We start from the raw sequence: 26,859 nt of genomic DNA on the forward strand, positions 1-26,859 counted from the left end.
CTTGTTGCGCGCGGGGCGGTCTGGTACAATTTTGACATAAGCATAACGGAGGGGGCGCTTATGTGGAAGCTTATTATTAGTGTTATTGGGGCTGCGTTAGCGGTGTGCAGCGCGGTGCCAGCGACGGCTGGGGCAGCTTCTGAGTATGATGATATCATCAACAAGGTTTCAACGAAAACATTGATCCATCACATCGATAATTATTCGGGTAAAACCTGCGGAAGTCCCGATGACGATTACGCGAAGAAGTGGCTGTTTGCCTTTAAGCAAAAGAGATATTATTCAGGTGACCCCAGAGACCACCAGGCGGCGGTAGAAAGTTTAGAACGCGCTATGTCGTCGCCAAAGGGTGCGTACGCGGTTGTTTATGAGCAGAACAATAAACATAACGACACGTCAAACCCGTATTTCATAAAAGTTTTTTGGACAGAGGACGGTAAGGATGATTATACGTATCGTTTTTATAAAAATCATCAAATAAGCGGGATTTATCTTACGAGGAAGGAGGGTAGTCAGTCGAAACTTTATGTGGCTACCGTTGCCAGCCCTAAGTTGATTTTAGGAGGTGGTAATGGTAGTAATTGTGACCCTGAATACTTGTGGGGATATAAACATTCGCAGGCTTTTGTATCTGATCTGAATATATCCGCAGAATCAAATAAAAAACTCTTCACGTCTACGTTTTCTGTTGACTATCCAAGTGGCTATGCAGGCCCCAAATTTCCGGACAATCGCTCAGCGATCGGATGGTGGCCAGACTCGTCTCAATATGATGATTTTACTGATAAGATAACGACAAAGGATTTGGTGAGTTACGTAAATCGTAATAAGAAATTTTGTGCACCGGCCGACCATTCAAATAGTTGGTTTATGGCATTGAGACAAGCAAACATTTCTATGGCGAAAGGCCATTTCTATCATAAGGACTATATGACGAGCCTTGAGCGGGCGATGGCAACTGGTGCGTACGCTGTTGCCTATAGCGCTGAGCCTAGCGGCCCTCGGTATATAATTGTATATTGGTCGGAAAATAGAAAAGATTTCCATATTAAGTTTTATGGTGACGCCCCGTATCGAACAGCTACCATCACGCATAAATGGGGAAGTAATGCTAAACTATACGGTATGTTTGCCGGTAATGTCAAACCTTTCTGGGATCAGGGTGGTTGTGAGGTTGAGTTTTTACAAGGGAATTATAGTAACAACGCTGTACCCATTGCCCAGTTCAACGAGTCGTATATGCCGTGGTACGGCGGCAATAATATGAAAATCTTCACTTCAACCTTCGACGTCGAGTATCCAGATGGCTACAGGGGTAAGCCGATTCCTGGTGATCGACGCAATATTACGTATCTCGCTCTCGGCGATTCCTTCTCCAGCGGCGAGGGTGATACTGATAAAAATCCGGCGACTGGTCAGAAGTATTATCGCCAGTGGACGGATGTGAATGAAGATAAGGCGAAGGGCGCGCCAAGGGAAAAGTGCCATGTCAGCACGCGTTCGTATCCGTACAAGCTAGCGAACTGGATGGGGCTGGGTAGCGGCCCGTCGGCGGCGTGGGCGTCGGTTGCGTGTAGTGGGGCGACGGTGTACGACATGAATTGGGACAATTCGGGCGGCTACGAGGGGCAGGGCAGCCCGCTCGGACGGCTGCATGGTTATGATAATAAAGGAACGTTGCAGAAGATGGCACTCAACGAGATGATCCCAGGGCGCGTCAAGCAAATCGAGTTCGTAAAGAAATACCAACCAAAGGTGATCACGCTGACGGCGGGAGGGAATGATGTGGGGTTTGGAAATAAACTTGACGCGTGCGTTCCTCCTAGTAAGGAAGGCACTTGTGTTTATGCCAAGGCAGAACACCGTCGCAAGCTTAAAAATGAAATCATAGATCAGTTTGATAAGTTAAAGTCATTCTACAGGGAGCTAAAGGAGGCCTCTAGCAATAGCAAAATTTATGTATTGGGATATCCACAATTCGTAAATGGCGCTCCTGATGCACCATGTTTTGGGCGAGGCCTTCTCTTTTTAGACGCAAGGGAGCGTGAGATGATTACAAATTCCGTGACCTACCTCAATAATACGATTAAACAGGCCGCTAAAGCAGCCGGTGTCAAATACGTTGATATAGAAAATGCTTTTGGAAACCACTGGTTGTGTGGAGATAGAGAAAATCACGTTAATCCGTTACTGCTAAACGAGATAGCAACCAGTAAAATACCAGGACAGACAAATGTTGAGCTGTGGGAAAGCTTCCATCCAAACGCCAAGGGCCATGCCGATATTGCTCGTGCTTTTAGGAAAGAGCTAGGTGGCGTTAATCCTGCGGACTATAAAATCTGTAAAAATGACGCAACAACTTGTCCTGACAACTCTGCAACAAAGGATAATATACCAACACCGCCCTATTTTAACGTTGCTAATGAACAGGAAGACATAAAGTTTACTTATTATAAACTATCTAACGGGACAGCAACAAAAGTTCAAGAAAAATATATAGAGATCAAAACATCTAGACGCCCGTATAAGCCATGGAAAAAGGTATACGTAAAGATTTACTCTGAGCCAAGAGATTTGGGTGAGATTGAAGCTGATAAGAATGGTGAAATTAATGGATCTGTGGCGCTGCCTGAGGATTTGCCCGCTGGATATCATACGCTAGTGGTGTCTGGCGAAGCACCAGATGGCAAGAAGCAAGAGCTATACCAAACCATTCTCATCAAAGGTCCAAACCCAGATGATATTGACGAAAACGGTACACCAGATAAAAATCAACCATGTGGAGCCTTTTTGAAAGCTTCGGGAAAAGATGAAGACCTTGACGGCATTGACGACGCCTGCGACCCTGAAGTTACCGACCCGATTCTCTATACAGCTCGCAACGGCAAGTCGTCGCTTGGCGAAGATGAGGATCGGATTTATCTCTTTCGCAATACGCGAGCAGCTAACTCGACTGGTATCGCGAACGATTATGTTGACAAGTCGAAAAACCAGAATAACGCTGATGCGCTGGTTGGACATACTTTAAGCGAAGAGACGCGTGGATTGGCGTTTGAGAAACTGGTCATTATGAAAGAAGATGATGGCGATATCAAAAAAGGAACGCCAATTATTCTCGCCAAAGACATAAACGAAAAGTGCTACGCCCTAAAACCAGAAGATTACCTATCGCCAGCATTAAAACCCGGATCAAAAGATTATAAGCTACGAGGATTGATAAAGTTAAACAAACTACCGAAGGGGGTGAGTTGTGAAAAAGAATAAAGCGCTGCAGAATACCACTTTAGTAATTCTAATGTCAATCGGTGTTGCAGTATTATTTACCGAATACATACACATAGGAGTGTTTGTTTTGACTTTGGCAGGAATACTTAGCTCAATCCTCATCTTTAGAGAAAGGAGGGGCAGACGTAGCTTTTTGTCTTATGTGTCAGCTGCCACATATCTATACGTGGTTATTAGTTTTTGTATTAGCAGTTTTGATGGCTTTGGTAGGAGTCTAAACAATTTCGTTAACTGGGTGCTTTATGCGGTGGTTATAGGAACTTTGTCTGTAATACTGACAGGATTGCAATTATTTAAGGTAAATCGTTAGTCTAATGCCCTACCTATCGCCATCAAAAACCAAGATTAAATAAACTACCGAAGGGGGTGAGTTGTGAGAAATAAATTTAGGTGCAATGATTTGGTAGCTACTTAGTCGTGGTGATAGGTTGATTAACTAGTGTAGCCGATTTATCATAAAGGGTGGTAGGTTATGAAGGATAATGTAGCGACGACGGATAAGCCATACTTAAGCGATACAGTAGTAGTTTTGCTGGTAGTCGCACCGATAGCTTTGTGCGTGCTGCTCTTTATTGTGGCGAGGTGGGATACGTGGTGGATTCGTGAATATCATGTCATCGAGATAGCGGCAATGGCGCTGCCGATGCTATTGTCGGCGGCGGGAGTGTGGATGGTGGTGTGGCTGCGGGGTGTATATAAACTCTGTGCGCTGAGCAGCCTCGCGGTAGCGGCGTTGTTCTGGCTGGCGTTCCTCTATAAGCTATCGCAGTGATTTTTTACGACTCTGGCGGTACTTGGTGCGGCGATTGATAGTCATAAGAGATGTTCCGCAGATGAAAAGCGGCGGCATACAGAACAGGTATACGAATTCCCCGAGTCCATCAGCCAGAAAGCAGTTACCTGTAGAAAATCCGCTGCCGCAGTGCCCGGGAATACCCCACCCGCCGATTGTCACATCGAGAAGCAGTATCAGTATTGCGAGGTAAAACAGGATGCCTGTTATAACCAGTGGCCAGCGATTGTGCAGGGCCTGATGGTGGGCGGTGATTGACCGGTCCGTTATCCCTATCATGAGCAAGGTGATAAGCATAGCTATAATGAACCAGGCGGAGTCATTTAGATGATAGTCATAATAATAGTCAGGCGGACCAAATTGGTCGGAGTTGAGCTTGTGTAAGTGGTCATTATGGGCAGTTGCAAGCACAAAAACGAGAACCGTCAGGCCGTAAATAAGCCAGCGCACAATGCGGGTGGCAATTGATTTTTTTGATGGAGCATTTTCGGTCATCAATGGTCACTTTCAAAAAACTGCCGTTTCTTTTCGAGCCACTCGTCTGATTGGCGGACGAGCTTTTGGCTATCCGCGGGGTTTTTAAGAAGCGGCTTGATGGCTTCTTCGAGGTAGATGCCACCCTGGGAGCCCTTGAAGAGGAAGGTGGTGTCTTTATTGGCCAGGCGAGCGAGGAGCTTGGCAGCCTCGGTGGCCTTGGCGAACGAGGTAACGGTGCAGCCATGTTGCTGAGCAACTGGAGCGAGGAATTGCTCGGCCAAGTGGCCAACGGTGATGACGTGATCAAGCTGCTTTGGGTCGCATAGCGCGCCAACGGCGGCGTGTTCGGCAGCCGCGGTCTCGCCCAGCTCGTTCATGTCGCCAAGGACGGCGATTTTGGTTTTGGCGGGCAGCTGGTAAAGCGTCGCTAGGGCAGACTTTACGGCGAGGGGACTAGAATTATACGAGTCGTCGATGATGGTTGCGTCGTTGATGCCGGGCAAGATATTCATGCGGCCGCTGACTGGCGTGAAATTCTCGAGCGTAGTCATCACACACTCAATGTCAAGTCCAAGCTCTAACGCCACCGCCGCTGCGCCGCCGGCAACGCGGAGTTGATGCACGCCGACAACAGGGATGATGAATGGACGCGAGGTTTGGTCGGCGTGGATGAGCTGGCAGCGGAAGCCTTTGCCGCTGGTAAATTTGCCGATAGCCATCTGGTAGTCGGCGCCCGGCTCGGTGCCATAGGAGATGATTTGGCCGCAATCGGCGAAGTCCACGAACTCGGGGCGAATATCGTCGCGGTTGTAGATCACTTTTTCGCTATATTCAGCGAGCGCAAATTCCTCGCGGGCGACGGTTTCTAGTGAGCCGAAAAACTCCATGTGCTCGGGTGCAATGGCGGTGACGATGGTGATGTCAGGGCGAATATAGCGACCAAACGCAGCCATTTCGCCGGGGTGATCAATGCCGAATTCTTGGACGATAACGTCGAGGTCGTGCTGGCGGCGGGCGGCACGGCGGGCTCGGCCCAAGACCGCTAACCAATTCCATACCGAGCGGGGGTTCTGTGGTGAATCGACACCGAGAATTTCCAGCGGTGCGCTAAACTCGGCATTGAAGTTGCCGCGATTGGCGCGGACTTTATAGCTGGAGTTCAGGACGCTGACGAGGGTTGATTTGGTAGTAGTTTTGCCGACACTGCCGACGACGGCAACGAGCTTGATGTGCGGATTATGCAGGAAGAATGTAGTGACAGAGCGGGCGAGAATGCGCGAGATGAGGGTTTTGAAGAGTCTCATGAGTATAGTATAGCACTTTTCAGTGGGTATAGTGAATCAGGGACTTGATTTTTTATCAAGTTTATGCTAATATTCACCGTATGGGTAGTAAAGAAAAATTAACAAGTCACACTGATTCTATTACAACCGGCCTAGAAGATAATGAAGCGGTCTTAAGCTATCTCGATGGGGGGGTACTTGAACAGCAAGGAACTTGGGATGCTCCTATTGGTAGCGAACTCAATGGTCGGTGGAGCAGAGAGTGGATACTGTCATGCTATCTTGACCTTACAGATGCAATGATTCAGCGTTTTGGAGGCTATAAAGGCGAGCAGCCAGACTTTGTGCCAGATGAGGTGTTGTTTTTAGATAAGTCTGCTAGACCTGTTGCGTGGCTTGTCGATTCATTATGGGAGGTAATGGCCGACGAGGGAGCAAAAAAGCCTCATCTTGATTTTATTCATATTGATCGTAAAGAATGGTGGGCACGTGTCGGTCGTCCGCTAGTTCGTGAAGAAAATCGTGACCCACTTGAGTTTAATGTCAATGAAATTTCTGACGAAACCATTAGTGCCATTCGCGCCAAGTTTGTAGTTGGTGATCTGACGCCTGATAACTATAAGACCGAGGTATGGAAATTACCTACTACACTTGATGGTAAAAAAGTGTTAATCGTAGATGAGATTAAAAGTAGCGGTGCAACAGCTTATATGACTCAGCAGTTACTGTCTCGCGCAGTCCCAGATGCTGAGTTTACAAATGAGTATTTTTGGTCTGTGCCATATAGTGAGGGAAAATCTATAGAGATTGATAACAAAGATGGCACAAGATCGGTGCAGCGTCAGATGCACAATACACCGGTTTGGTACGATAAAACCTCACCGGCCGGAAGGGAGGTTTCAGACCCTTCTTTGGGAGTAATGGATAGGCTGTATCATGAAAATCCTACGCAAGAAAACCTGAGAAGGCGGATAGCGTGGTTTATTGAGAGTGTAACACCAGAAGATGTCGGCGCTGATGTCGATGAGAGGACGAAGCGGCTGAAGAGGGATATAGCCACGCTAAGCTATTTGAGCATCAATGATTTTATGATGACGCGCAGTGATACGAGAGCGAAGAGAAAAGCAGAATATCTAAAGAGCAAACAGGGGGCATCCTCCGGAAATAAGAACAGTAATCTGCTACTGCGTAAGCATAATAAGGGTATTAGAAAGGCTCAGAAAATAAGAACCGTTTAAGCCTGTAGTTGTCTTAATTCTCCTACTATATCGTTGTGTGTGTCATCATATATTGTTAGAGAGAAGGGTGCTAACTTAATTTCATGACCAGAGTCACTGCTGTCATCTTCTGGAAATATTGCGACTCCCTCATAGTGTATGGTTTGCTCAAGTCGCATTGAACTAGTAACTTCGAGGGCTACATCGCCTAGTCGAGTTTTAACACGGGTAGGCAAGTCATGTTCGTTGTGCTCTATCACGCGGAGCACCTCCTGTACGTACCTAGAAGCTTTTCTACCGTCTGGAGTTGTTGTTTTTTCTAAACACATCTTGTGAATTCTAACATAATATATCTATAAAGTCAACAGCATGCCCTTACATGTCTTATAAGATCAAGTCTTGTCGACATTGGGGTTAAATAGATAAGACTTTTATCGTTTCCGAGCGGTAGCACTTGCCTGGTTTTGGGCATTGATGACGACATCTGCAAGTGATTTGAGCTGATTAAGATGTAACCATAAGAGGTTTGGTGGAAATGAATATTCTACCATTCCGTCTGGATTCCGTATCAATACAGGTCTTATGTCATGCGGAGTTCTTTCTTCTAGGTCTGCGAGAAACGTTATAGTATCGGGGTTGCCACTGTCTATTTTGTCCTTAAAATATTCCAATACAGCCCAATAAGGAGCAACTAATTCATCTGCATCTTTTCTGCCACATTCAGATAATACTTGATAACGTTGTTGAGTTGCTTCTATTGCGCACATGAGCCAGCCCGCGGCAAGTTGGTGTTGTCTTTTTGTTACCTCTGGTGTTTCATATATTTGGTGTGCTTCAGTTGTAGCAACATACTTCATGATTTTTATCATATCAATTTTTATATAAAATGTCAAATATTCTTGTAGGTGTTTAAATTCTTTGTAATCAAAGCCAATCCCGATACGCTGTATTAGGGCGGCATCGTGATATTAGCCACTGTGACGAAGGAGCAATATAGAGCCTTTGGATTTTATGGGGGTGCTGGTTCTATCTTCTAGCACTCGCCCTTGACGAGTGCTAATTTGGTGCGGTACAATGGGTGTATTGTTAACGAAATGGAGGATGATATGGATACACCTATCAAGCCTCTCGGCGACCGCGTGGTAGCGGTGCGTGAGGAGGCGAAGACGCAGACGGCTAGCGGATTATATTTGCCGGATAGTTCGAAGGAGAAGCCAGTGGTGGCCGAGGTTAAAGCGGTCGGCGGCGATGTCAAGAATGTGAAAGTGGGTGACAAGATTGTTTATAAGGAATATTCGACCACGGATTTGAAGATTGACGGTACGGAATATTTGATCGTCCGCGAGGAAGATATTTTAGCAACGGTTGTTTGAGAAAAGAGGAGTTTTTATTATGGCAAAAAAAGTTTTTTACGATGATGATGCGCGCGCTCGCGTGTTGGGCGGTGCCGAGGCGCTGTATAACGCAGTCAAGGTGACGTATGGGCCAAAGGGCCGCAATGTGGTGATCGCCAAGGGGTTTGGCGGGCCAACCGTGACGCACGACGGCGTGACGGTAGCGGAAGGCATTGAACTGCCAGAGAACGATGATGAGACGCTGGGTTACAAGGTTGGTGCTGATTTGATTAAGCAAGCGGCTAAGAACCTGAACAAGCAAGCTGGCGACGGTACCACGACCGTAACAGTGCTAACCTATTCGATTTTGAAGGAAGCCAACCGGCTGATTGCGGCGGGCCACAACCCGATGGAGCTGCGCAAAGGCATCGAGCAGGCTGGCGCGGAAATCGTCAAAGAGCTGAACAAATTAGCTGAGCCAATTGAGGGCAAGTCTGAGCGCGTGGCGGAAGTGGCAACCATTTCGGCGGGTGACGCGGAAATTGGTAAATTGATCGCTGGTGTCATCGAGAAAGTTGGCAAAGACGGCGTAGTGACAGTCGAGGCTGGCCAAGGTTTGGAGTTGGAAGCCGAGGTCGTTGAAGGCTTTAGTCTAGACAAGGGCTGGGTCAGTCCGTTCTTTGTCACCGACACTGGTCGGCAAGAGGCGGTTTATGAAAAGCCAGCGATTTTGATTACCGATAAGAAGATTTCTAGCGTGCAAGAATTCCTGCCAATGTTGGAGAAATTGGCACAAAGCGGCAAGAAGGACGTGGTGCTGATCGCTGATGAAGTCGAAGGTGAAGCGCTGAGCATTTTGGTGCTGAATAAGCTCAAGGGTGTATTTAATACCGTGGCGGTCAAGGCACCAAGCTTTGGCGATCGCCGCAAGGAGATTTTGCGCGACATCGCAGTCTTGACTGGCGCAACGGTGATTTCTGAGGATCACGGTTTGACCTTTGAGAACGCTGGCCTAGAGGTGTTGGGTTCAGCGCGCAAGGTGATTGTTGGTAAAGATGAAACCACCATCGTTGAGGGTGCGGGCAAGCCGTCAGCAGTGAAGGAGCAGATCGCTCAGATCAAGGCACTATCCGACAACGCCTCCAGCGAATATGAAAAAGAACAATTTGATAAGCGGGCAGCGGCCTTGAGCGGCAAGGTGGCTGTCATCAAAGTCGGCGGCGCGACTGAGACAGAGATTGACGAAAAGAAGTTCCGGGTGGACGACGCGGTGGCAGCGACTAAGGCAGCCTTGGCCGAGGGTATCGTCGCTGGTGGTGGCGTGACGCTGGTAAACTTGGCTGGTGGCTTGAAGGTGAGCGGTGCAGACAGCATCGCGGCTGGTCGGCAGATTCTGAAGGACGCCCTGAAGCAGCCGTTCCTGCAGATCATGCGTAACGCTGGCTTGAACGCCGACGCGCTGCTGGCGCAAGTCGAGGCGGGCAAGGCTGGATTTGGCGTTAATGTCATGAAACCTGAAAATGAATTGGTGGATGTTAAAAAAGCTGGCGTCATCGACCCAGCGCGCGTCACCAAGGAAGCAGTGCAGAACGCGGTATCCATCGCCTCAACCGCAGCAACCATGGGCGCACTGGTTGTCGACGTGCCAGAGCCAGAAGCTCCAGCTGCACCTGGCGGTATGCCGGGTATGGGGATGATGTAGTATTCCTATATCTCATTGAGAACGGAACTCCTCGTTGGAAACGGCGGGGAGTTTTAGGGCGCTAATTATTTATTCCTTGGGTGAAGGACGGCCTGAGCTATTGGTGAGTCGATATCCGTGGGAACTTGCTTGACAAAATTGATGATTTCATCTCCGAGATTCTTGCTACTGGCGAGCCATTGACCACCGGCGTAGGTGTGTCGCACTGTACTAATACCTGGTAGCTGATAGGCCCTTTATTTGGTACTTTTGACATGTGATATTGTATGAGGATATTATCTTGCTGGTCCGGAACAGTATTCATAACCAAATTTAAAGAATGGCCATAGTCTCGCACAACAATATGTAGAATATTTCCTGCTAATACAATATCCACTGCGATTGGAGCCTTGTGTCTCCAGCCCTCTCTTGCGTAGTCGTCTCCGAGTCGCCATGCCTCTAAAAATTTTTGGTATATATCTTCTGCTATTTCACTTCTCCTGCCGAGGCCGCGAATATAATGTCCCTCATTATTACCACCTGACCACGATTCTAGAGTACCTCTTAACTCATCGTTATTCATGACATATGAATGGGCTAGGTGCAGCAGTTCGTTAAAAGAGCGACTATCGTGAATAAGCTCCCGTATGCTTTGGATATTGGCATCACTCATGTCCATAAAACTATATATGGTATCGGCAACTCGACGTACATGGTCAGCACTCATGGCGGCGACATCGTTAGCATAGGTTGATCGGAGGAGTTGCCAGTCTAGCCCCGCTTTTATCACGTCACTTTTAAGCCTTGAAGCAAGCTCGCTCACCTTGGCCCTCAAACTAGTAACTATGTCGTTACTCTCTGTTATGGGTAGGTGGTCAATACAAGAAAAGATTTCCTCAAAATTTTTTGTAAGCTTATCAGCCCCCTTTAGAAGGATGGTTCCATATTTATCTGCGCCATTCTCCATCAGCTCCATTGATGGATCATTGGCTAAATCAGCCAGCTGCTCCTTGATGGTAATATCAAGATCCAATATTTTGGTAAGAATAAGAGTATTACTGCCAAGCTGCTCTGGGTTGTCTGTCGGGTCTACGTCGATTGATATGCCAGCATCACTGAGCGTCTGTGTGCCTAGTCTGCGATTCGCTTGTTCACCAGATGATCCTAGGTTCGTTCTTTGGTGATTAAACCCTTTTGAGATATTGCCTATTTTTGACGGTGACATGTTTTAAAATTCTTCCAGAGTAATTCTCTGGTTAGTAAGTATGATATTACGATAGCATAAGTAATATAAAAAGTCAATTAACAGATATCTGAATTACCTCGTACGTGTCGTTTATGACTATTCCACGGCTCCAAACAGCGCCTGTACGGCCTTTTCGCCCAACTGGTAATTCTGCACAAATGCCCACAGCTGGTTGCCGTAGTCAAAGTGCCACCATTCATGGGGATTGACCGTAAACCCATAGGCAGTCAGCAGATTATACAGAAAGCGACGATTTCGCCGAGCGGTTATATCCTCGTCCGCCAGTGGCGTTGCTTGCTCAAAATAATCAGGATTATTGCGCTGCCCGGTGTCGCCATCTACATGACCCATGTCAATAAAGCTGTCTGCTACAAAGTCTGGTGTCCAGGGGCTCGGCTTGATGCGTAAGCGGATGTCAATCGCTCCGCCTGTTGCGTGCGGTGATGGATTATCGGTAGTCGAAGGTTTGGCTATGATCTCGTCGCGCCGTTTATGGATATCATCTTCCTGGAGGTCAGAGTTATGGCGTCGAATGCTATTTGGTATGAGTTGGTGATATAGTGATGACTGCATGTCAGTGGAGCGTAGCCCCTCCTCAACATATACCTCCACGGCACTACCAAAAAATTTGGTAACTTCGGGGCTCGCGAGAAAGGTGTTAATGTCTGCCAGTTTTCTCGCAACCGATTCTCGGACATAGATCGATTTGTTGACGCCAGGAACACGTGCGCCGGTCGTGGCGTTGCGCCGAGAATAATAAGATTGGCCGGCAATACCATGGCTGGCTAGGTCAACCAACGGTTCTTGACGCAGTTCATGAAGTAAGCCACTGCTCGCTGCAAATGGAATATCGCGATAGCCGATACACATTTTGGCGTCGCGTAGTTCGGTCATGTCTGGGATGGCGGTTTCGGCGTATTGCTGTGTACGGCGCTGGTTCTCAATACGGGTCTCGGCCTTGACTAAAAGATTGACGTAATAGGCGTATACTTTGACAATTTCATCAATGACTTGCTCGGGCTGCTGGATAGAACCATCCGCGAGGCGATCAGTTTTTTGTGGACCAAATGCAATAACATCCGTGCTGTGTTCGAGTAGAAAGGTATCGAGTCCTGCTAGTTCCTGATATGGTATCCAAGTATCGTGCGAGACGATTGCTACCTTGCCGCCCTCGTCGAGCAGAGGAAAGGCGGCCCTAAAGGTTTCTTGGGTATTGGCACGACGCGGCTTACTGCCATCGGGCATGGTACGGTTACTGTCAATTGGAGCCGACAAGACGCTGAGACTGATAATTTGCGTGCCGTGTGGTGTCGATATTCTCGCCCATCCCTGATGTACTTTGGCCAAATCATTACTTTCGTATGGAGTTGGTAGAGTGCTTTCTTCCCAAGACAAGAAATGTCCCCCAAAAGGGATGTTGCAGCGCCAAGACATAGTTCAAATTCAGTTGCGTCGCTTTTAAAACCCTGTGCTTCGGCTCGCTTGCGCTCTGCTTCAGTGGTTGGGCGGTCACAGGTAGTGAGGATAATTTCTGAGGTGTTGATTTTACCTTCTTGTATCGCCGTGAGGGCACCGAGTAGGCGGATACCATTAGTGGCACCAGCTCCACCTGGTACAATGATTGCAGATACATCACCGATAGGCTGCATGTCGCGGGGTAGAGCAACATCGAGTTGTCTACCACTATGTTCTAGCTTTTTGTCAAGTTCTTTGTGAAGAAAGCCCAGCTTGAGAGCTGCATTGCGGATGGCTGTATGATCAGCGGAGGTTTTAGCAATATCTGAAAAATCTTTGACGCCACCGCCGCGCAGCCCGAGCATGTCACGAACAAAGGGGGCGTCGTAACTTGGCATGTCATACAGGCCTGATAATTGGTCTGGGGATTGCTGGTTGAGGAGGCCATGGAGTGTTTCTTCATAGAGCTGGAGTTTTGCCGCAGCGACATCCCGCACAGTTTCTGGACTGACGCTTGATGTTTCAGAAATAGGACAATACCTGTCGCCACGCTCCGACGTAACTAAAGACATGTCTGAATTTTACAATAAAACTAATAAATTAGCAAATTATACACGAATGATGAGTCTCAGCTTTGCGACAAGAAATCAATTTCCTTGATAATATCAAGCAGCGCCTGGGCTTTGCGGGTTTCGTCAGGGATGGCGACGGCAGCTTCGTGTGCCGGGGCGATTAGCGAGGTGTCGTCAGTCGAGCGCAGTAGCAGGAGGTAGGTGTCGAACTTTTCCTCGGGCGAGACGTTGAGTTTGCCGACCAGTGGCCGAAGCTCGCTGAGGGCATTTTGCTTGATATCATCAAGCGACATATCGGTCGGCGTGGCATATGACCGACTAGTGCTGTCGGTGGTTGGCCGCGGTGCTGGTGCGGCTGGCCCGGATGCGGCGCTGGTTTGTGGCTTGGTCGGGCGACTGGTCGTGTCAGCGTTCTGAGCGCCGGTTTCTTCAAATCGTAAATTGTCATCACTGCCACCAGAGACGCCCGCCAGCACGCTAGCTAGATCTTGATCGCTGTTGACTTGTCCGCTGTCTTGAATTGTCATACCCCACCTCTTTTCACATTACGATTATGCTTGCTTTCTATGCTATACTGTAACACAGGAAAAGGAGGAATTTCAAGATGCTTGACGACAAAAATCTTTTAGCGCAGCGCGACCCGGGTAATACACGAACGAGTGCAGTGGCAGTGACGACACAGACGGACTTTGCGGCCGAAGTAGAGTCACCGGCGATCCCTGGTGAAGTAACCAGTGTGGTGCTGGCTGGCATGGGCGGCTCGGCGCTGGCGGCAGATATGGTCAAGGTGCTGACGGCTGATCAGATTATGGTGCCGCTTGAAGTGACAAAGGGTTATCAGTTGCCGAATTTTGTGAATGAAAAAACACTGGTTATTGCTATCAGCCACTCGGGCAACACCGAGGAGACGATGAGCTGTTATCAGCAGGCTCGTGAGCGTGGCTGTCAGTTGGCGGTGATGGCGACGGGTGGGAAATTGTTTGCGGCGGCCGAGGCGGACAACGTGCCGCGGGTGCGTGTCCCGTCGGGTGGCCAGCCGCGGATGTCAACGATTTATCATTTGCGCGGGCTGCTAAAGCTGCTCAGCCAGTTTGAAGTGATCGACGATAGCCTGTACCACGCGGTCGCAGCCAGTGGTGTGTGGCTGAAAGACCAACTGAGCCAGTGGGCCGAGGAGGTACCGACGGCAGATAATTATGCTAAGCAACTGGCGCTCAAACTGATTGGCTCGACTCAGGTGTTTTATGCGGGCGAATTGACATGGCCGTTAGCGTATAAGTGGAAGATTAGCTTTAACGAGTCGGCGAAAAACGTGGCGTTTTGGAACCAATATCCGGAGTTCAGCCACAATGAGTTCATCGGCTGGTCATCACATCCAGTCGATAAGCCGTATAAGGTCGTGGATTTTCGGAGCAGCCTTGAGCGTTCGCGAATTCGGGAGCGGATGGAGCTGACCGATCGGTTGCTATCGGGTATGCGCCCGAAGGCCGAAGTAGTCGAGCTACAGGGCGAGACGCTGCTTGAGCAGCTGCTGTGGGGGCTGGCGCTGGGTGAGATTGTCAGTATTTACGCGGGCATTCTCAACGGGGTCAATCCAGAGCCAGTGGCGCTGGTTGAGCAGTTAAAGAAAGAATTGTCGTAATCAATTTGATCTAGAACATGAAAAGCGACGCCCGAGGGAGATGGGGCGTCGCTTTTTATTTTAGAACCAGGTGGATTTATTAGTGGCGCAAGCTCTCAATCGGATCTTTACCGGCAGCGCGGCTGGCTGGATAGATGCCAAAGAGCATACCGATGATCAAGGCTCCACCGATGGTCAGGGCGGCTGCTTGCCATTCGAGAACTGGGGTGAATGGCAGATACATACCAAGGAGGAATGACGCGCCGAGACCGATAACGTAGCCGAGAACACCGCCAAATAGACCGATGATGGCTGATTCGATGAGGAATTGGGCGACAATGGTGCGGTTGGTGGCACCAACGGCCTTGCGGATACCGACTTCGCGCTGGCGTTCGGCAACCGAAACTAGCATGATGTTGGTGATGCCGATACCGCCAACTAGCAGCGAGATGCCGGCGATGACCGCCATGGCTGTTGAGAGCGCGTTCACTAGGTGTGAATTTGGTGCGGTGATGGCCTGGCCGACCAGGGTGTGGTAGTCGGTATCGCCCTGATGCTGCTGGGCGAGGACCTTTTTGGCGGCATCAATTTTAGTTTGCAGCGCCGTACCGTTGTCAGCAGTGATGAGGATTTGCTGGATTTGGGCGGTGTTTTGTGTGAACTTTTTACTAACGGCTAGTGGCAGGATAATGGAGCGATTAAAATCAACGCCAAGGTAACTAGGCGCAGTTTCCGGCTCGTCGAGGACGCCGACGACTGTGAGTGTTTCGCCGCGGAGCTTGAGGACGCTGCCGAGGGATTTTTCAGTGCCGAATAGATCAATTGACAGCTGCTTACCGATCACGACACCGTTAGCTTCGTCGATGAACTGCCCCTCGCGCAACTTGAGGCCGGCGAGTTTCGCCAGTTCGCCTGAGCTACCGATAACGGTGATGCGTTCTAGTTTGGTCTTGCCGTCTGGTGTCGATAGATTGGCATGAAATGTTGCTAGCGGTGCGGCGCTATTGTCAGTCGCCTTGGTAATCTCCCGGGCGTCCTGCTCGGTCAAGGTGTTCACCATCTGGGCGGCGTGTCCGGAGCTGAGTGACAGCAATGAATCTGGCCGCGCCTCGCTACCAGATCGAATTAACGCTGTGGTGTCAGAGATCTTGGCAGACTGATCACCAAACAGGCGGCTCGTACCAGTCAGCAGTGATAGGATAATGGTGATGCTGGCGATGCCGACCATGATGCCAAAAATCGACAAGTAGGTGCGGACTTTATTTGATTTGAGCGACTCAGTAGCGTTCTCGAAGTGATTATTGAGGAGCATTTTCATGACTTTTTCGTAGCTTTCCGTTCTTTTTTGGCTGGTTTCTTCGTTGATTTGGCGGCAGCGGTTTTTGTATCGTCAGACTTATCGGACTTAGGGATGGGTTTCTTTTCGGTCGGTACGCTAGAACTTTTCGCAGTATCAGAGTCAGCTGATTTTTTATTCTGTTCGGTATCAGTCTTAATGGTCTTTGCGGTTGTTTTGGTTGAAGTAGTGCCAAGCGGCCGCTTTGGCGGGAGGTCATCCGGGGATTTCACTGGGTCAGCAGGTTTGTCAGGAGTGGTAGAGGGGGCTGCTTCTTTGGTTGTCGGTTTCTCAGGAGTAGTTTTCGTTGACTCAGTTTTCTCGTCTGGCTCAGCTTTTTCAGCTTTGGTAGTTGCGGTGTGTGTCGGCGTTGAACTCACTGGGGTTGCTGGCTGGTCATCGCCACCCAGCTTTTGCTTAAAGATCTTCTTGATGTGGTGCGTATCGGTATCAATGCGCCCATCAAGCATAGAAATCACGCGGCTGGCATAGGACAGCAGCTCTGGATTGTGCGTCACCATGATAATCGTGTTGCCTCGGCGGTGAATGTCGGACAGTTCCTCCATGATGATGTGGCTAGACTTGGAATCGAGGTTGCCGGTCGGCTCGTCGGCCAGGATGATTGACGGACTGTTGACCAGTGCTCGGGCGATTGCCACGCGCTGAACCTGGCCGCCGGATAGCTGATGTGGCAGATAATATTCGCGCTCGCCCAGATGGAAGTTGCGTAAAATCCGGCTGGCTTCTTGGAGGCGCTTGGTTTTGCTGATGCCTTTGTAGGTGAGCGGCAGGGCAACATTATCAATCACCGTCAGGCGCGGGATGAGATTGAAATGTTGAAAAATAAAGCCAATATCGCGCGAACGAATCGTGGCGTGATGTACCGCTGTCAGATCCTCGACTGATTTATTGTCAAGGTAATATTCGCCCTCTGACGGGTGGTCGAGCAATCCGAGGATGTTGAGTAGGGTCGTCTTGCCGCAACCGGATGGGCCAACGATGGCGATAAACTCGCCCTTTTTGACCTCGAGATTGACATTGTCCAGCGCCACCTGCTCGGCGTCACCGAAGCCAAATCGTTTCGTTACATTAGTAAGTTTAATTCGCGTTGAAGGATCGTTCATCATTGCCTTTATTATAGACAAAAAGCCGCTCCGGTTGCAACCGCTAGCGGACTTTCTGTTATAATATGCATCATGGAAGGATGCAGGAGTGGTTGAACTGGCACGCCTGGAAAGTGTGTAGGCTCTTCACGGGGCCTCCGGGGTTCGAATCCCCGTCCTTCCGCCAGAGTTGGGATACGTGAGATCTTGATGGTGCTGGGAGTGTATGGGTTAATTGTGTTATCATTAACATGTAGCGATCAAGCAAAATATTGGGATTATAAACGCGTAAAGGAGGTGCTGCAATGAACGAAGTATACCGGGTAGGCGACGATACCGTATTCATTCCGGGCCGTGAAGCGCAAGAGCTGGCCGAGGCGTACGGCATAACTGATCCAGAGCGCCAAGAAAGAGCCATTCAAGGGGTGGTGCACGCTCTTCGCAAGTACATTTCGGGTCAAGGTATCGTTGAGAGTCGATCTGGGCAGGTTTCTCTCACTGATCTCGAAGATTTTATTGCTTCAGGAGGACGACAGGAAATGTTATGTAGCCAATGCAAGAGGCCGCTGGGCGAGACAGCCCTAAGGAGTGAGACGACACGCGGGGCGAGAGCTCCTAGGCGGAAAAATCCCCCCGTTGGCTTGAAGCCATCCCGGCTTATAAATAAAGCGGCGCATACTGGACAGGGGGCTGAAAAGCAGGGTAGGGCTGTCAAGTCTGAGTATGTTCAAGTTGGCTTGACTCTCCCTGAAGATCTCGTCACTACCAAGCGGCTCCCAGACCAGCTAAGAATCCTCCTCACGGACCCGCAGGAATTTCTCGGCCGGGACTAAACAAACTCTTCTCTTACGGAGCTCCCAGAATATTAAGTGTAATTATTATATGATCACAATAAGATGAATTGTAAGAGTTCACCCATGCTCGAAGCTTTCTACCACCGTCATCGCCGCCTCGTCAAGTGCGCCATTGCCACCGCAGTTGTTGTGCTCATTTATATTGGGGCAGGCTTTCTCATTACGCTGCACCCTAATTACAAAGTTTATGAGCCACGCGAAGTATTCCTCAGTCGCTTTGATATGTCAACGGTCAAAGCCGCCCGCGTTATCCACTCAGAGCACCCATTTCTATATATAACCCGCGGCGAGCATCCGTACGGCTCGCTATTTGGTGTCATTACCGATGACTCCATTCGTCAGCGCCTGCTGACCATCCAGCCCTTCGCCAACTGCGCTCAGCCATATCGCTGCACGGATTGGAAATCGTACAAAGAAATCGGCGTGGAGCTACCATTTGTCGGCATGCGTAACGAAGTGGCCGGTTCAGCACGACCGACGTTTGATGCTGCGACCAGCAGCGATGCTAAATGCATCCTCCGCTATGCTCCCGGCCACCAACCACTAAGCGCCACTTCTAGCAGCGAGGCCTTCTGCTTCCTGCCACGAAGCGGAGAGTTTGTGTATGATTTTATGGATACTGCTCATACAAGACGTCGATATTAGCCGGTGACCATCCATAACCACGGACGATATCCTCGTCGATATGCCTCAAGGGGTGACCACTAACGGTTGCCTCCGTGGCTCGTCGGCAGAGAATAATCAGTTAGCGAGCTGTTTTCATTGTAAAATTAACAAAACCTCTTGTCGCGCCACATCTAGTGCTTTATCATAGTATACATACACTAAATGTGTAGAGGGTACTAAACAAAAAGCAAATAGACGAGAGGTGTCAGTCGCCACCGCAGAGAGGTCGGCGGTAGTTTTGCTGATCATCAAGGAGGGAAATAGGTGCAACAAATTAACGTCGTCAAACGCGATGGGACGAAAGAGCCGTTTGATGCAAATAAAATTAACGCGGCGATTTTGAAGGCTTGCGACGGGCTGCCAGATCAGGTTTCTAAGGTGGTGCAGGTGGCAACCGAGCTGCAGCTGACGCTATTTGACGGGATTACCACCGAGCAGCTCGACCAGGCCGTCATCCAGACGACACTACAGAATGTTAAGGATGATCCAGATTATGATAAAATCGCAGCCCGCTTGCTACTAAAGACTATCTATAAGAGCATTTTGGGCGATTACGAGACGGCCGACGAATTAAAAAAATTGCACGCGCGGGAGTTTCCGAAGTTTGTTAAAGCGGCGGTCAAAGATGGTTTGCTTGATGAGCGGATGGGTGATGGTCGGTTTGATCTAAAGAAGCTTGGCGAAGCACTTGATCCTGCTAAAGATGACCTCAGTAAATATCTCGGCGTGATTACCAACCGTAACCGCTACGCTCTACGTAAGCACGGCAGTGAGCCAATTGAACCGCCGCAGTTTACCCACATGCGTATCGCTATGGGGCTAAGCTACAACGAAGAAGATCCTACAGCCGCAGCAATTTCGTTCTATCATCATATGAGCAATCTGGAGTATGTGCCAGGCGGCTCGACTCGGGTTAATGCTGGCTGCGCCTTCCCGCAGCTTAGTAACTGTTTCTTGTTGGAAGTACAGGATGACATGGAGTCAATTGCTAAATCGATTCGCGATACCATGTGGATCGCCAAAGGTACGGGCGGCATCGGCATTAGCTTTACTAAGCTGCGATCATCGGGCAGTCCGGTCAAGACAACCAATACAACGAGTACGGGACCAATCCCGTTTATCAAGATGATCGACACGGCGCTATTTGCAGTATCACGCAAGGGTAAAAAGATGGGCGCGGCGGCGGTGTATATGGAAAATTGGCACATTGATTTCAAGGAGTTCATCGACCTACGTTCCAACTCCGGCGACCCATATATGCGTACACGCTTTGCCAACACTGCGGTATTTATCTCTGATGAATTTATGAAGCGAGTGCAGAAAGACCAAGATTGGTATCTGTTTGATCCAGCAGAAACGTCGGATCTGCCCGAGCTATATGGTGAGGAGTTCTCAGCTTGCTACAAAGAGTATGTCAAGCTAGCGGAGGCTGGTAAGCTGCGCGTCTTTGACAAAGTACCAGCCCGTCAGCAGTTCAAGCAAATCCTGACCAGCCTGCAGGCCACCAGTCACCCATGGCTGACGTGGAAAGACACCATTAACGTCCGCGCCCTGAACAACAATACCGGTACGATTCACCTGTCTAATCTCTGCACGGAAATTACCCTGCCACAGGATGAGAAAAATATCGCTACCTGCAACCTCATCAGTATTAATCTGTCGGCGTTCTTGCGCGAGGATAAGACATGGGACTGGGAACGGCTGCAAGAGGTGGCACGGGCAGCAACGCGCCAGCTCGATAACCTGGTGGATATCACCCAGACGCCAATTCCAGAGGCGATGCACTCAAATCAGCAGACGCGGGCAATTGGTATCGGCGTTATGGGCTTTACCGATGTGCTGGAAAAGCTCGGCTACTGCTATGAGTCGAACGAAGCCTATGAGTTAATCGATCAGTTGACGGAGTTTATCAGCTATCATGCCATCGACCAATCGGCGGATTTGGCAGCCAAGCTCGGTAGTTATCCAACATATAGTGGTAGTGGCTGGAGTAAAGGTATTCTGCCGATTGACACGCTGGAGACGCTGTCTACCGACCGTAAGGTTAAGGTGAAAATTGATAATAAAACCCGGCTAGATTGGGATAAATTACGTAAGAAAGTTAAAAAGGGCATGCGTAATGCCACGCTGATGGCTATCGCCCCGACCGCTAACATCGGTCATGTGGCAGGAACGACGCCGGGGATTGATCCGCAGTTTGCCCAGATTTTTAGCCGCTCAACGTTGAACGGTAAGTTTTTGGAGGTGAACAATAACCTGGTGCGCGATCTCAAAACGCTGAACTTGTGGGATGACATTAAGGAAGAGGTTTTTGCTAATCAGGGTGATATTCAACACATTGACGCCATTCCGCAGAAACTGAAAGATGTTTATAAAACCAGCTTCCAATTGAGCCCGTATGCGTTCATTGAGGTGGCAGCCCGGGCACAGAAGTGGGTGGATCAGGCGATTAGCCGTAATATGTACCTGGAAACTCGTGACATTGATGAGTATGTGGAAATTTATTCTGAAGCGTGGCGACGTGGCCTAAAAACCACCTACTACTTGCACGTTAAGCCGCGTCATCAATCAGAGCAGACCACGGTGTCGGTGGAAAAATTAGCAGAACAGAAGATTCGAACTGGCGCTAAAACGCGCGGGTTTGGATTTGCCAAAGTTAATAAATAAAATAAAGGAGGAACGATATGGAATATCAAGATACATTACCGGGAATTGATCGGTTAACTGAGGAGGCGGCGCAGCGAGCCATTGGGCAGGAAGCACTATTTGTCGTCACAATAGAGGAGGGTAACTAAATGGGAATCTTAGGTTCAGGCCTACGCGACGGTTTATCGCTGCACCCAATCCGCTACCAGTGGGCATATGACCTATACAATCAAGCGGTGGCTAACACCTGGTTCCCCAACGAGGTTCAGTTGGTCCAGGATTTGGCGGACTTTGAAAAACTCAGTGATGAGGAAAAGCATGCGCTCAAAACGGTGATTAGCTACCTTAACCCAAACGAGCTACTGATTAACAAGTCGCTGGCGTTTGGTATTTACCCATACGTTAACGCCGCTGAAGCGCAGCTCTATCTGTCAAAACAGATGTGGGAAGAGGCTAACCACTTCATGACGTTTGAATACATTATCGAGACGTTTCCGTTTGATCGCGAGGAAATTTACGTGGCGGGCTTTGGCAAAAAATCGCTGGCCGACAAGGCAGATTTCCAGAATAAGCACTTGGAGGTGATGCTGGATCCAAATTTGGATATCTACACACTGGAGGGTAAAAAAGACTTTGTTCGTTCGCTGGTAGCCTATAACATTGTGCTCGAAGGCATCTGGTTCTACTCGGGCTTTATGGTTGGTATGAGCTTCCGTCAGCGTAATTTATTGCGTAATGTCGGTACGTTGCTAGACTGGATCACCAAGGATGAGAATTTGCACTTAACCTTTGGTATCAACTTGCTGCTCACCATCTTGGACGAAAACCCAGAATTGCAAACGCAGGAATTTGCCGAGGAAATTCGTGGGCTCATCCTGCAGGCGGTTGAGCTAGAAAAAGAGTACAACAAGGATATGTTGCCAAAGGGAATCTTGGGTCTAAACGCTGATTATGTCAATCAGTACGTCATGCATATGACTGACCGCCGCTTGGTTGAACTTGGATTTGAGCCGGAGTACAACGTAGCCAACCCAGCCAAATGGATGGCTACGGCAAATGACACTTTGGAGTTGGTTAATTTCTTTGAAAGCACTAACACTAGCTATGAAGTAAATACCACGAAATAACTACTATGGACAAAATTACAACAGATATTTTAGACACCGTGGAAGTTGGCGCCTTGGCCACCGCCAATCGCGACAGAACACCATTAGTGACGCCGCTTCACTTTGTGCGTTATAAAAATAACAACATTATTTGGATTTCTGACCGGCAATCTCGTCACGCCGTCAATGCCTACCGCAGCGGTGTTGTAGAATTTGTCGTTTGGAATGATCAAAAAAGTGCTGTCTTTTTGACAACAAAGGTAAGAGAATTACCAGAGGAAGAAGAGGCGGCGGCTTTGGAGGTCTATGCCAACAAACTGGGAGACTTTATGCCGCGCGTCGAACATAGGCAAATTTACATCATGCCAATCGGCAATCTTGATGAAAAAACTACAACAGGAAATTGGCTGCACTATGTTGCATAAACGCTACATATAGCGTATTATAAGCATAAGCGATACTAAATACATAGAAAGACAGGAACATGAACGCAAGTCAAATTATTTCTGACGACATGACATTGGAAGAAAAATTGAATGCCATTGATGCGGCGATGCAGGCAGCGCAGGCGGTAGCTGACGAGCAGGCCAAGGCGAATGGCAGTGTCGCTGCGCCCATTGATCCGGCAAGTCTGACGATTTGCGATGGCTGCGAATAGAAATAAAAGGGCGTCAATTCGGCGCCTCTTTTAATTAGAATAATGGAGAAGCAATGACGAGGAAGTTTATTTTCGTAACAGGCGGCGTGCTGTCGGGCGTTGGCAAGGGTATCACGGCAGCAAGTATCGGCGCAGTGCTGCAGGCCAAGGGCATCGCCGTGTCGGTACAAAAGTGCGATCCGTATCTGAATGTTGATGCTGGACTATTGAACCCGAAAGAGCATGGCGAGTGTTTTGTGACTAAAGATGGTGCCGAGACTGATTTGGATTTGGGCCACTACGAGCGATTTTTAGATTTAGAATTGACGCGGAAAAACACTACGCTGTCGGGCCGATTGCTGCGCGATTTGATCGCCGATGAGCGGGCTGGTAAGTTTGGTGGCCAGACGGTACAGATGGTGCCGCATTTGACTAATTCTATCAAGGCGGCTATCCGCGAGGCGGCCGAGGGCGACGTCCACATCGTGGAAATTGGTGGCACAGTTGGCGACTACGAGGGCCTGAGTTTTATTGAGTCAATTCGCGGTTTTGCGCTGGATGTGGGGCGGGAAAATTGCCTGTTCGTGCACGTGGTGTACGTGCCGTTTTTGGAAGCGTCGCACGAGTATAAGACCAAGCCGGCTCAGAATGCGCTGGCAGATCTTCGCGGTTTTGGCATTATGCCGGATGTGGTGGCAGTCCGGACGGAGGGCCATGACAAGCCGCCGCGCAGTATCGGCGAAAAAATTGCCATTTCGTCTGGCGTGCGCCAGGAGGGAATTATTATGATGCCAAATGTTGATACGGTATATGAAGTGCCATTGACGGTGTATCGCGATCTGGGCAAGTTATTGGGCGAATTTACCGACAATTCAGTGGAGCCAAATTTACAGCGATGGAAACGTCTAGCTCAGCGCGATACTACTGAATATACCAAGCGGGTAACCGTCGGCTTGGTGGCTAAATACATTGATAATTCTGATACTTACTTGTCGGTGACTGAGGCGCTAAAGTCTGCCGCTTGGGCGAACAAAAGCGAGATTTCTATCAAGTGGATTAATGCTGAGACGGCGAACGAAGCTGATTTCGCCAGTGTTGACGCTATCGTGGTGCCGGGTGGTTTCGGTACGCGCGGCGTGGAGGGGAAGATTAAAGCAGCTGAATATTGTATAAAAAACAACAAGCCGTATCTAGGAATTTGCCTGGGTTTGCAGGCGGCGGTTATTGCGGCGGCGCGCTTGGGCGGCGTGGCGAATGCTAACAGTGAAGAGTTTGGCGCTGAGCCTGGCGCGAATGTGGTGTACATCATGGACGGACAGCAGGGCAAGCAGTCGACCGGCGGCACGATGCGCCTCGGCGATTATCCGGCGGTGCTGAAATCTGGTTCGCTCGTTGCTAAGATGTACGGCAAGACAGAGGTAACTGAGCGCCATCGCCACCGCTACGAAGTGAATCAAGATTTTGTTCAAGCGATTGAACGGGGCGGTCTAGTGATTTCTGGCACGTCGCCGAACGGCCAGCTGGTGGAATTTATTGAAGCGCCGCATCATCGGTATTTCGTGGCTACGCAAGCTCATCCTGAATTTAAGTCGCGCCCGTTCCGCCCGCATCCGCTATTTGACGGGCTGATTCGAGCTGCCTTGACAAAGTAAAAAACTTATGCTAACATACAGCCAGATAGTACCTAAAATAAAAAGGAATAAAAATGGCTGAAGAAACAATTGAAATGCAGGATCCGCTTGATAAGACGACGCTGAGTCATGACGATGCCTCGGCGCTTGGGTATGTTTTGCGTCACGTCAAGGGCTCGAGTCCGAGTTCGGTGACGCTGCTGCAGCTGGAAGAAATGGGTCAGGAGTAAAACTGCTTGTTGTCTGCTATACTGGAAGGTATGGAACAGATTATTTCTCAGGCGGTGAAGCAACTTTTTGATCAAGATGTATCGGTGCAATTGACGCGCCCCGACCCAAAGTTTGGCGATTTTGCGACGAACGTGGCGCTGCAGCTGGCGAAGCCGCTGGGTAAGAATCCGCGCGAGATTGCTGAGGCGATTGCTGAGGAGCTGCGTGGTCGTGAGGAGTTGGGCGAGGTGAGCGTGGCTGGGCCGGGCTTCATCAACGTGAAATTAAGCGATCAAGCGGTGTTGGAGTTGCTGAAAGTGCGACCAGCGACCAACCGTTCAGGTCAAACAGTGGTCATTGAAACTAATTGTCCAAATCCATTTAAGGCCATGCATATCGGCCACGCGCTGAATGCGATTTTGGCGGACACCATGGCGAATTTACTGGCGGTGGATGGTGCGTCGGTACACCGGGTGAGTTACCACGGCGACGTCGGCACGCATGTCGGTAAGAGCATGTGGGCGATTCTTCGCGAGATTGATGGCGATGTTGGCAAGTTAGACGCTATTCCGGCTGATAAGCGCAACGAGTTTATGAGCCGTATGTACGTTGAAGGGGCGCGGGCAGCTAAAGAATCACCAGAGGCACGGGCAGAAATCGACGAGCTGGCCAAGCAATCGTTTGTACTGGATGATCCGCTATATAAGCAGGTGTATGAGATTTGTAAAGCCTGGAGCTTTGATGAAATTGATGCCAATGTGGCGCGGCTGGGCAATGTGCCAATTGAGCGGCGCTACGTCGAGAGCGAAACCGAAGTGCCAGGCAAGGCCTTGATCAAAGAAAAAACCCCAGAAGTCTTTACCAAATCAGATGGTGCGTACATCTTCAAAGGTAGCCAATACGGTGCGTTTGATAATGTGTTCATCGGTTCGCACGGCAACGGATTATATGGTGCGCACGACATGGGGCTAATTCAGCTGAAGCGCCAAGATTATCCAAACCTAGACCTATCGATTACGGTCAACGGCGAAGAGCAGGCGGCGTATTTCCGCGGGGTGATCGCGGCTAGTGAATTGGCCATTCCAGAATTGAAAGGTAAGTTGTTTAATTATGCAACTGGCCTGGTTAAATTAACGACCGGCAAGATGAGCTCGCGCACTGGCGAGGTGATTACTATTGACTGGCTGTTTAACGAGTTCAAGAAAGCCATCAAGCAAGCTGGCGGCGAGCCGACCGACGCGGTGGTGGCGGGCGCGCTGCGCTATCAATTTTTGAAGGTGAAAATTGGTAGCGACGTGGTATTTGATATCAATGATGCGGTCAGTCTCACCGGTAATACTGGTAGCTACCTGCAATATGCACACGCTCGGGCGCGAGGAATTTTGGCAAAATCTGAGCAAGCAGTTGCATTTCCGACAGAATTGTTCGACGAAGATCGGCTGCTCGTCAGGAAAATGAGTGAATACGCCGAGGCGGTTAACCGCGCTACCGAAAGTTTGGAGCCGCATCATGTCTGCGCCTATTTGTTTGAGCTGGCGCAGGAGTTCAACCGTTACTATGAGAAAAATCAAGTTGTCGGCAGCGACAAAGAAGCGCACCGTGTCGGCTTGGTGGCGGTGTATGCTGACATCTTGAAGGCGGGACTCACCATTCTTGGTATCGTTGCCCCTGATAAATTGTAAAATATTAGTAAATATTATATGATA

22 protein-coding genes and 1 tRNA gene are annotated in these 26,859 nt (G+C 49.3%); 15 read left to right on the plus strand and 8 right to left on the minus strand.

Translation table 11 applies throughout. The features are described from left to right. The first annotated feature begins 60 nt into the window (after positions 1–60). The 3 genes from FBF27_00185 to FBF27_00195 all read left to right on the plus strand — a co-directional run bounded on the left by FBF27_00185 (position 61) and on the right by FBF27_00195 (position 4,057). Entirely contained in the window at positions 61–3,264 is a 3,204-nt protein-coding gene (locus tag FBF27_00185; protein QJU08850.1) for an SGNH/GDSL hydrolase family protein, read from the plus strand. Next, positions 3,251–3,595, plus strand: coding sequence for a hypothetical protein (locus FBF27_00190; GenBank protein QJU08851.1), 345 nt, complete (start codon positions 3,251–3,253; stop codon positions 3,593–3,595). The genes FBF27_00185 and FBF27_00190 overlap by 14 nt, the downstream gene beginning before the upstream one ends. Before the next feature lie 162 nt (positions 3,596–3,757). Further along, entirely contained in the window at positions 3,758–4,057 is a 300-nt protein-coding gene (locus FBF27_00195; GenBank protein ID QJU08852.1) for a hypothetical protein, read from the plus strand. Here FBF27_00195 and FBF27_00200 read toward each other — a convergent pair. Next, a complete protein-coding gene (locus tag FBF27_00200; GenBank protein QJU08853.1) occupies positions 4,046–4,573 on the minus strand; it encodes a hypothetical protein in 528 nt (175 codons plus the stop codon). The two genes, FBF27_00195 and FBF27_00200, sit on opposite strands and share 12 nt — an antisense overlap. Then, a complete protein-coding gene (locus FBF27_00205; protein QJU08854.1) occupies positions 4,573–5,859 on the minus strand; it encodes a UDP-N-acetylmuramoyl-tripeptide--D-alanyl-D-alanine ligase in 1,287 nt (428 codons plus the stop codon). The genes FBF27_00200 and FBF27_00205 overlap by 1 nt, the downstream gene beginning before the upstream one ends. Before the next feature lie 44 nt (positions 5,860–5,903). Here FBF27_00205 and FBF27_00210 point away from each other — a divergent pair, with 44 nt between their 5' ends. Further along, positions 5,904–7,076, plus strand: coding sequence for a hypothetical protein (locus tag FBF27_00210; protein ID QJU08855.1), 1,173 nt, complete (start codon positions 5,904–5,906; stop codon positions 7,074–7,076). 410 nt (positions 7,077–7,486) lie between these two features. Here FBF27_00210 and FBF27_00215 read toward each other — a convergent pair whose 3' ends face one another. Continuing rightward, on the minus strand, positions 7,487–7,924 hold the full coding sequence (locus FBF27_00215) for a hypothetical protein (GenBank protein QJU08856.1): 438 nt from the start codon (positions 7,922–7,924) through the stop codon (positions 7,487–7,489). Positions 7,925–8,161: 237 nt separating this feature from the next. Between FBF27_00215 and FBF27_00220 the strand changes: the two genes are divergently transcribed. Then, the gene (locus FBF27_00220; protein ID QJU08857.1) at positions 8,162–8,428 is read left to right on the plus strand and encodes a co-chaperone GroES; all 267 of its coding nucleotides are present in this window, start codon (positions 8,162–8,164) and stop codon (positions 8,426–8,428) included. A 19-nt stretch (positions 8,429–8,447) separates the two neighbouring features. Then, complete coding sequence (groL, locus tag FBF27_00225) at positions 8,448–10,091, plus strand: chaperonin GroEL (GenBank protein ID QJU08858.1); 1,644 nt, start codon at positions 8,448–8,450, stop codon at positions 10,089–10,091. A gap of 97 nt (positions 10,092–10,188) precedes the next feature. On the opposite strand, the gene FBF27_00230 is transcribed toward groL, so the two are convergent. From FBF27_00230 to FBF27_00240, 3 genes are all read right to left on the minus strand, one after another. After that, a complete protein-coding gene (locus tag FBF27_00230; GenBank protein QJU08859.1) occupies positions 10,189–11,295 on the minus strand; it encodes a hypothetical protein in 1,107 nt (368 codons plus the stop codon). 117 nt (positions 11,296–11,412) lie between these two features. After that, positions 11,413–12,750 (minus strand): hypothetical protein, encoded by a 1,338-nt coding sequence (locus FBF27_00235; protein ID QJU08860.1) that lies wholly within the window; start codon positions 12,748–12,750, stop codon positions 11,413–11,415. Positions 12,751–13,399: 649 nt separating this feature from the next. Then, positions 13,400–13,870 (minus strand): hypothetical protein, encoded by a 471-nt coding sequence (locus FBF27_00240; protein QJU08861.1) that lies wholly within the window; start codon positions 13,868–13,870, stop codon positions 13,400–13,402. 77 nt (positions 13,871–13,947) lie between these two features. Here FBF27_00240 and FBF27_00245 point away from each other — a divergent pair, with 77 nt between their 5' ends. Further along, complete coding sequence (locus FBF27_00245) at positions 13,948–14,985, plus strand: SIS domain-containing protein (GenBank protein QJU08862.1); 1,038 nt, start codon at positions 13,948–13,950, stop codon at positions 14,983–14,985. Between the two features lie 79 nt (positions 14,986–15,064). On the opposite strand, the gene FBF27_00250 is transcribed toward FBF27_00245, so the two are convergent. Together FBF27_00250 and FBF27_00255 are read right to left on the minus strand one after the other, a co-directional pair. Beyond that, complete coding sequence (locus FBF27_00250; GenBank protein QJU08863.1) at positions 15,065–16,282, minus strand: ABC transporter permease; 1,218 nt, start codon at positions 16,280–16,282, stop codon at positions 15,065–15,067. After that, complete coding sequence (locus FBF27_00255; protein QJU09643.1) at positions 16,279–17,424, minus strand: ABC transporter ATP-binding protein; 1,146 nt, start codon at positions 17,422–17,424, stop codon at positions 16,279–16,281. The genes FBF27_00250 and FBF27_00255 overlap by 4 nt, the downstream gene beginning before the upstream one ends. 74 nt (positions 17,425–17,498) lie before the next feature. Between FBF27_00255 and FBF27_00260 the strand changes: the two genes are divergently transcribed. The 8 genes from FBF27_00260 (at position 17,499) to argS (ending at position 26,835) form a co-directional block, all read left to right on the plus strand. Next, positions 17,499–17,590: transfer RNA gene (locus FBF27_00260), tRNA-Ser, on the plus strand. Between the two features lie 118 nt (positions 17,591–17,708). Beyond that, positions 17,709–18,236, plus strand: coding sequence for a hypothetical protein (locus FBF27_00265; protein QJU08864.1), 528 nt, complete (start codon positions 17,709–17,711; stop codon positions 18,234–18,236). A gap of 63 nt (positions 18,237–18,299) precedes the next feature. After that, entirely contained in the window at positions 18,300–18,902 is a 603-nt protein-coding gene (locus FBF27_00270) for a hypothetical protein (GenBank protein ID QJU08865.1), read from the plus strand. Positions 18,903–19,187: 285 nt separating this feature from the next. Next, positions 19,188–21,590 carry a ribonucleoside-diphosphate reductase subunit alpha gene (locus FBF27_00275; protein QJU08866.1) on the plus strand — a complete coding sequence of 801 codons (2,403 nt, stop codon included), beginning with the start codon at positions 19,188–19,190 and terminating at the stop codon, positions 21,588–21,590. Positions 21,591–21,718: 128 nt separating this feature from the next. Next, positions 21,719–22,696, plus strand: a complete 978-nt coding sequence (locus FBF27_00280; protein ID QJU08867.1) for a ribonucleotide-diphosphate reductase subunit beta — start codon at positions 21,719–21,721, stop codon at positions 22,694–22,696. Between the two features lie 5 nt (positions 22,697–22,701). Further along, positions 22,702–23,100, plus strand: a complete 399-nt coding sequence (locus tag FBF27_00285; GenBank protein QJU08868.1) for a hypothetical protein — start codon at positions 22,702–22,704, stop codon at positions 23,098–23,100. Positions 23,101–23,386: 286 nt separating this feature from the next. Continuing rightward, on the plus strand, positions 23,387–24,964 hold the full coding sequence (locus tag FBF27_00290) for a CTP synthase (GenBank protein ID QJU08869.1): 1,578 nt from the start codon (positions 23,387–23,389) through the stop codon (positions 24,962–24,964). A gap of 239 nt (positions 24,965–25,203) precedes the next feature. Further along, positions 25,204–26,835: an arginine--tRNA ligase gene (gene argS, locus FBF27_00295; protein ID QJU08870.1), complete on the plus strand. Its 1,632-nt coding sequence runs from the start codon at positions 25,204–25,206 to the stop codon at positions 26,833–26,835. Positions 26,836–26,859: the final 24 nt, after the last annotated feature.

The organism is Candidatus Saccharibacteria bacterium oral taxon 488 (genome assembly GCA_013100805.1).
Taxonomy (GTDB): Bacteria; Patescibacteriota; Saccharimonadia; order Saccharimonadales; family Saccharimonadaceae; genus Nanosynbacter.

Bases quoted from the DNA above. Each gene is read 5' to 3' on its own strand.
- FBF27_00285 (QJU08868.1), top strand. From the start codon at position 22,702: ATGGACAAAATTACAACAGATATTTTAGACACCGTGGAAGTTGGCGCC.
- FBF27_00230 (QJU08859.1), bottom strand. From the start codon at position 11,295: ATGTCACCGTCAAAAATAGGCAATATCTCAAAAGGGTTTAATCACCAA.
- FBF27_00215 (QJU08856.1), bottom strand. From the start codon at position 7,924: ATGATAAAAATCATGAAGTATGTTGCTACAACTGAAGCACACCAAATA.
- FBF27_00235 (QJU08860.1), bottom strand. From the start codon at position 12,750: ATGTCTTGGCGCTGCAACATCCCTTTTGGGGGACATTTCTTGTCTTGG.
- argS (QJU08870.1), top strand. From the start codon at position 25,204: ATGGAACAGATTATTTCTCAGGCGGTGAAGCAACTTTTTGATCAAGAT.
- FBF27_00220 (QJU08857.1), top strand. From the start codon at position 8,162: ATGGATACACCTATCAAGCCTCTCGGCGACCGCGTGGTAGCGGTGCGT.
- FBF27_00250 (QJU08863.1), bottom strand. From the start codon at position 16,282: ATGAAAATGCTCCTCAATAATCACTTCGAGAACGCTACTGAGTCGCTC.
- FBF27_00245 (QJU08862.1), top strand. From the start codon at position 13,948: ATGCTTGACGACAAAAATCTTTTAGCGCAGCGCGACCCGGGTAATACA.
- FBF27_00185 (QJU08850.1), top strand. From the start codon at position 61: ATGTGGAAGCTTATTATTAGTGTTATTGGGGCTGCGTTAGCGGTGTGC.
- groL (QJU08858.1), top strand. From the start codon at position 8,448: ATGGCAAAAAAAGTTTTTTACGATGATGATGCGCGCGCTCGCGTGTTG.
- FBF27_00280 (QJU08867.1), top strand. From the start codon at position 21,719: ATGGGAATCTTAGGTTCAGGCCTACGCGACGGTTTATCGCTGCACCCA.
- FBF27_00200 (QJU08853.1), bottom strand. From the start codon at position 4,573: ATGACCGAAAATGCTCCATCAAAAAAATCAATTGCCACCCGCATTGTG.
- FBF27_00270 (QJU08865.1), top strand. From the start codon at position 18,300: ATGAATTGTAAGAGTTCACCCATGCTCGAAGCTTTCTACCACCGTCAT.
- FBF27_00255 (QJU09643.1), bottom strand. From the start codon at position 17,424: ATGAACGATCCTTCAACGCGAATTAAACTTACTAATGTAACGAAACGA.
- FBF27_00265 (QJU08864.1), top strand. From the start codon at position 17,709: ATGAACGAAGTATACCGGGTAGGCGACGATACCGTATTCATTCCGGGC.
- FBF27_00205 (QJU08854.1), bottom strand. From the start codon at position 5,859: ATGAGACTCTTCAAAACCCTCATCTCGCGCATTCTCGCCCGCTCTGTC.
- FBF27_00290 (QJU08869.1), top strand. From the start codon at position 23,387: ATGACGAGGAAGTTTATTTTCGTAACAGGCGGCGTGCTGTCGGGCGTT.
- FBF27_00240 (QJU08861.1), bottom strand. From the start codon at position 13,870: ATGACAATTCAAGACAGCGGACAAGTCAACAGCGATCAAGATCTAGCT.
- FBF27_00195 (QJU08852.1), top strand. From the start codon at position 3,758: ATGAAGGATAATGTAGCGACGACGGATAAGCCATACTTAAGCGATACA.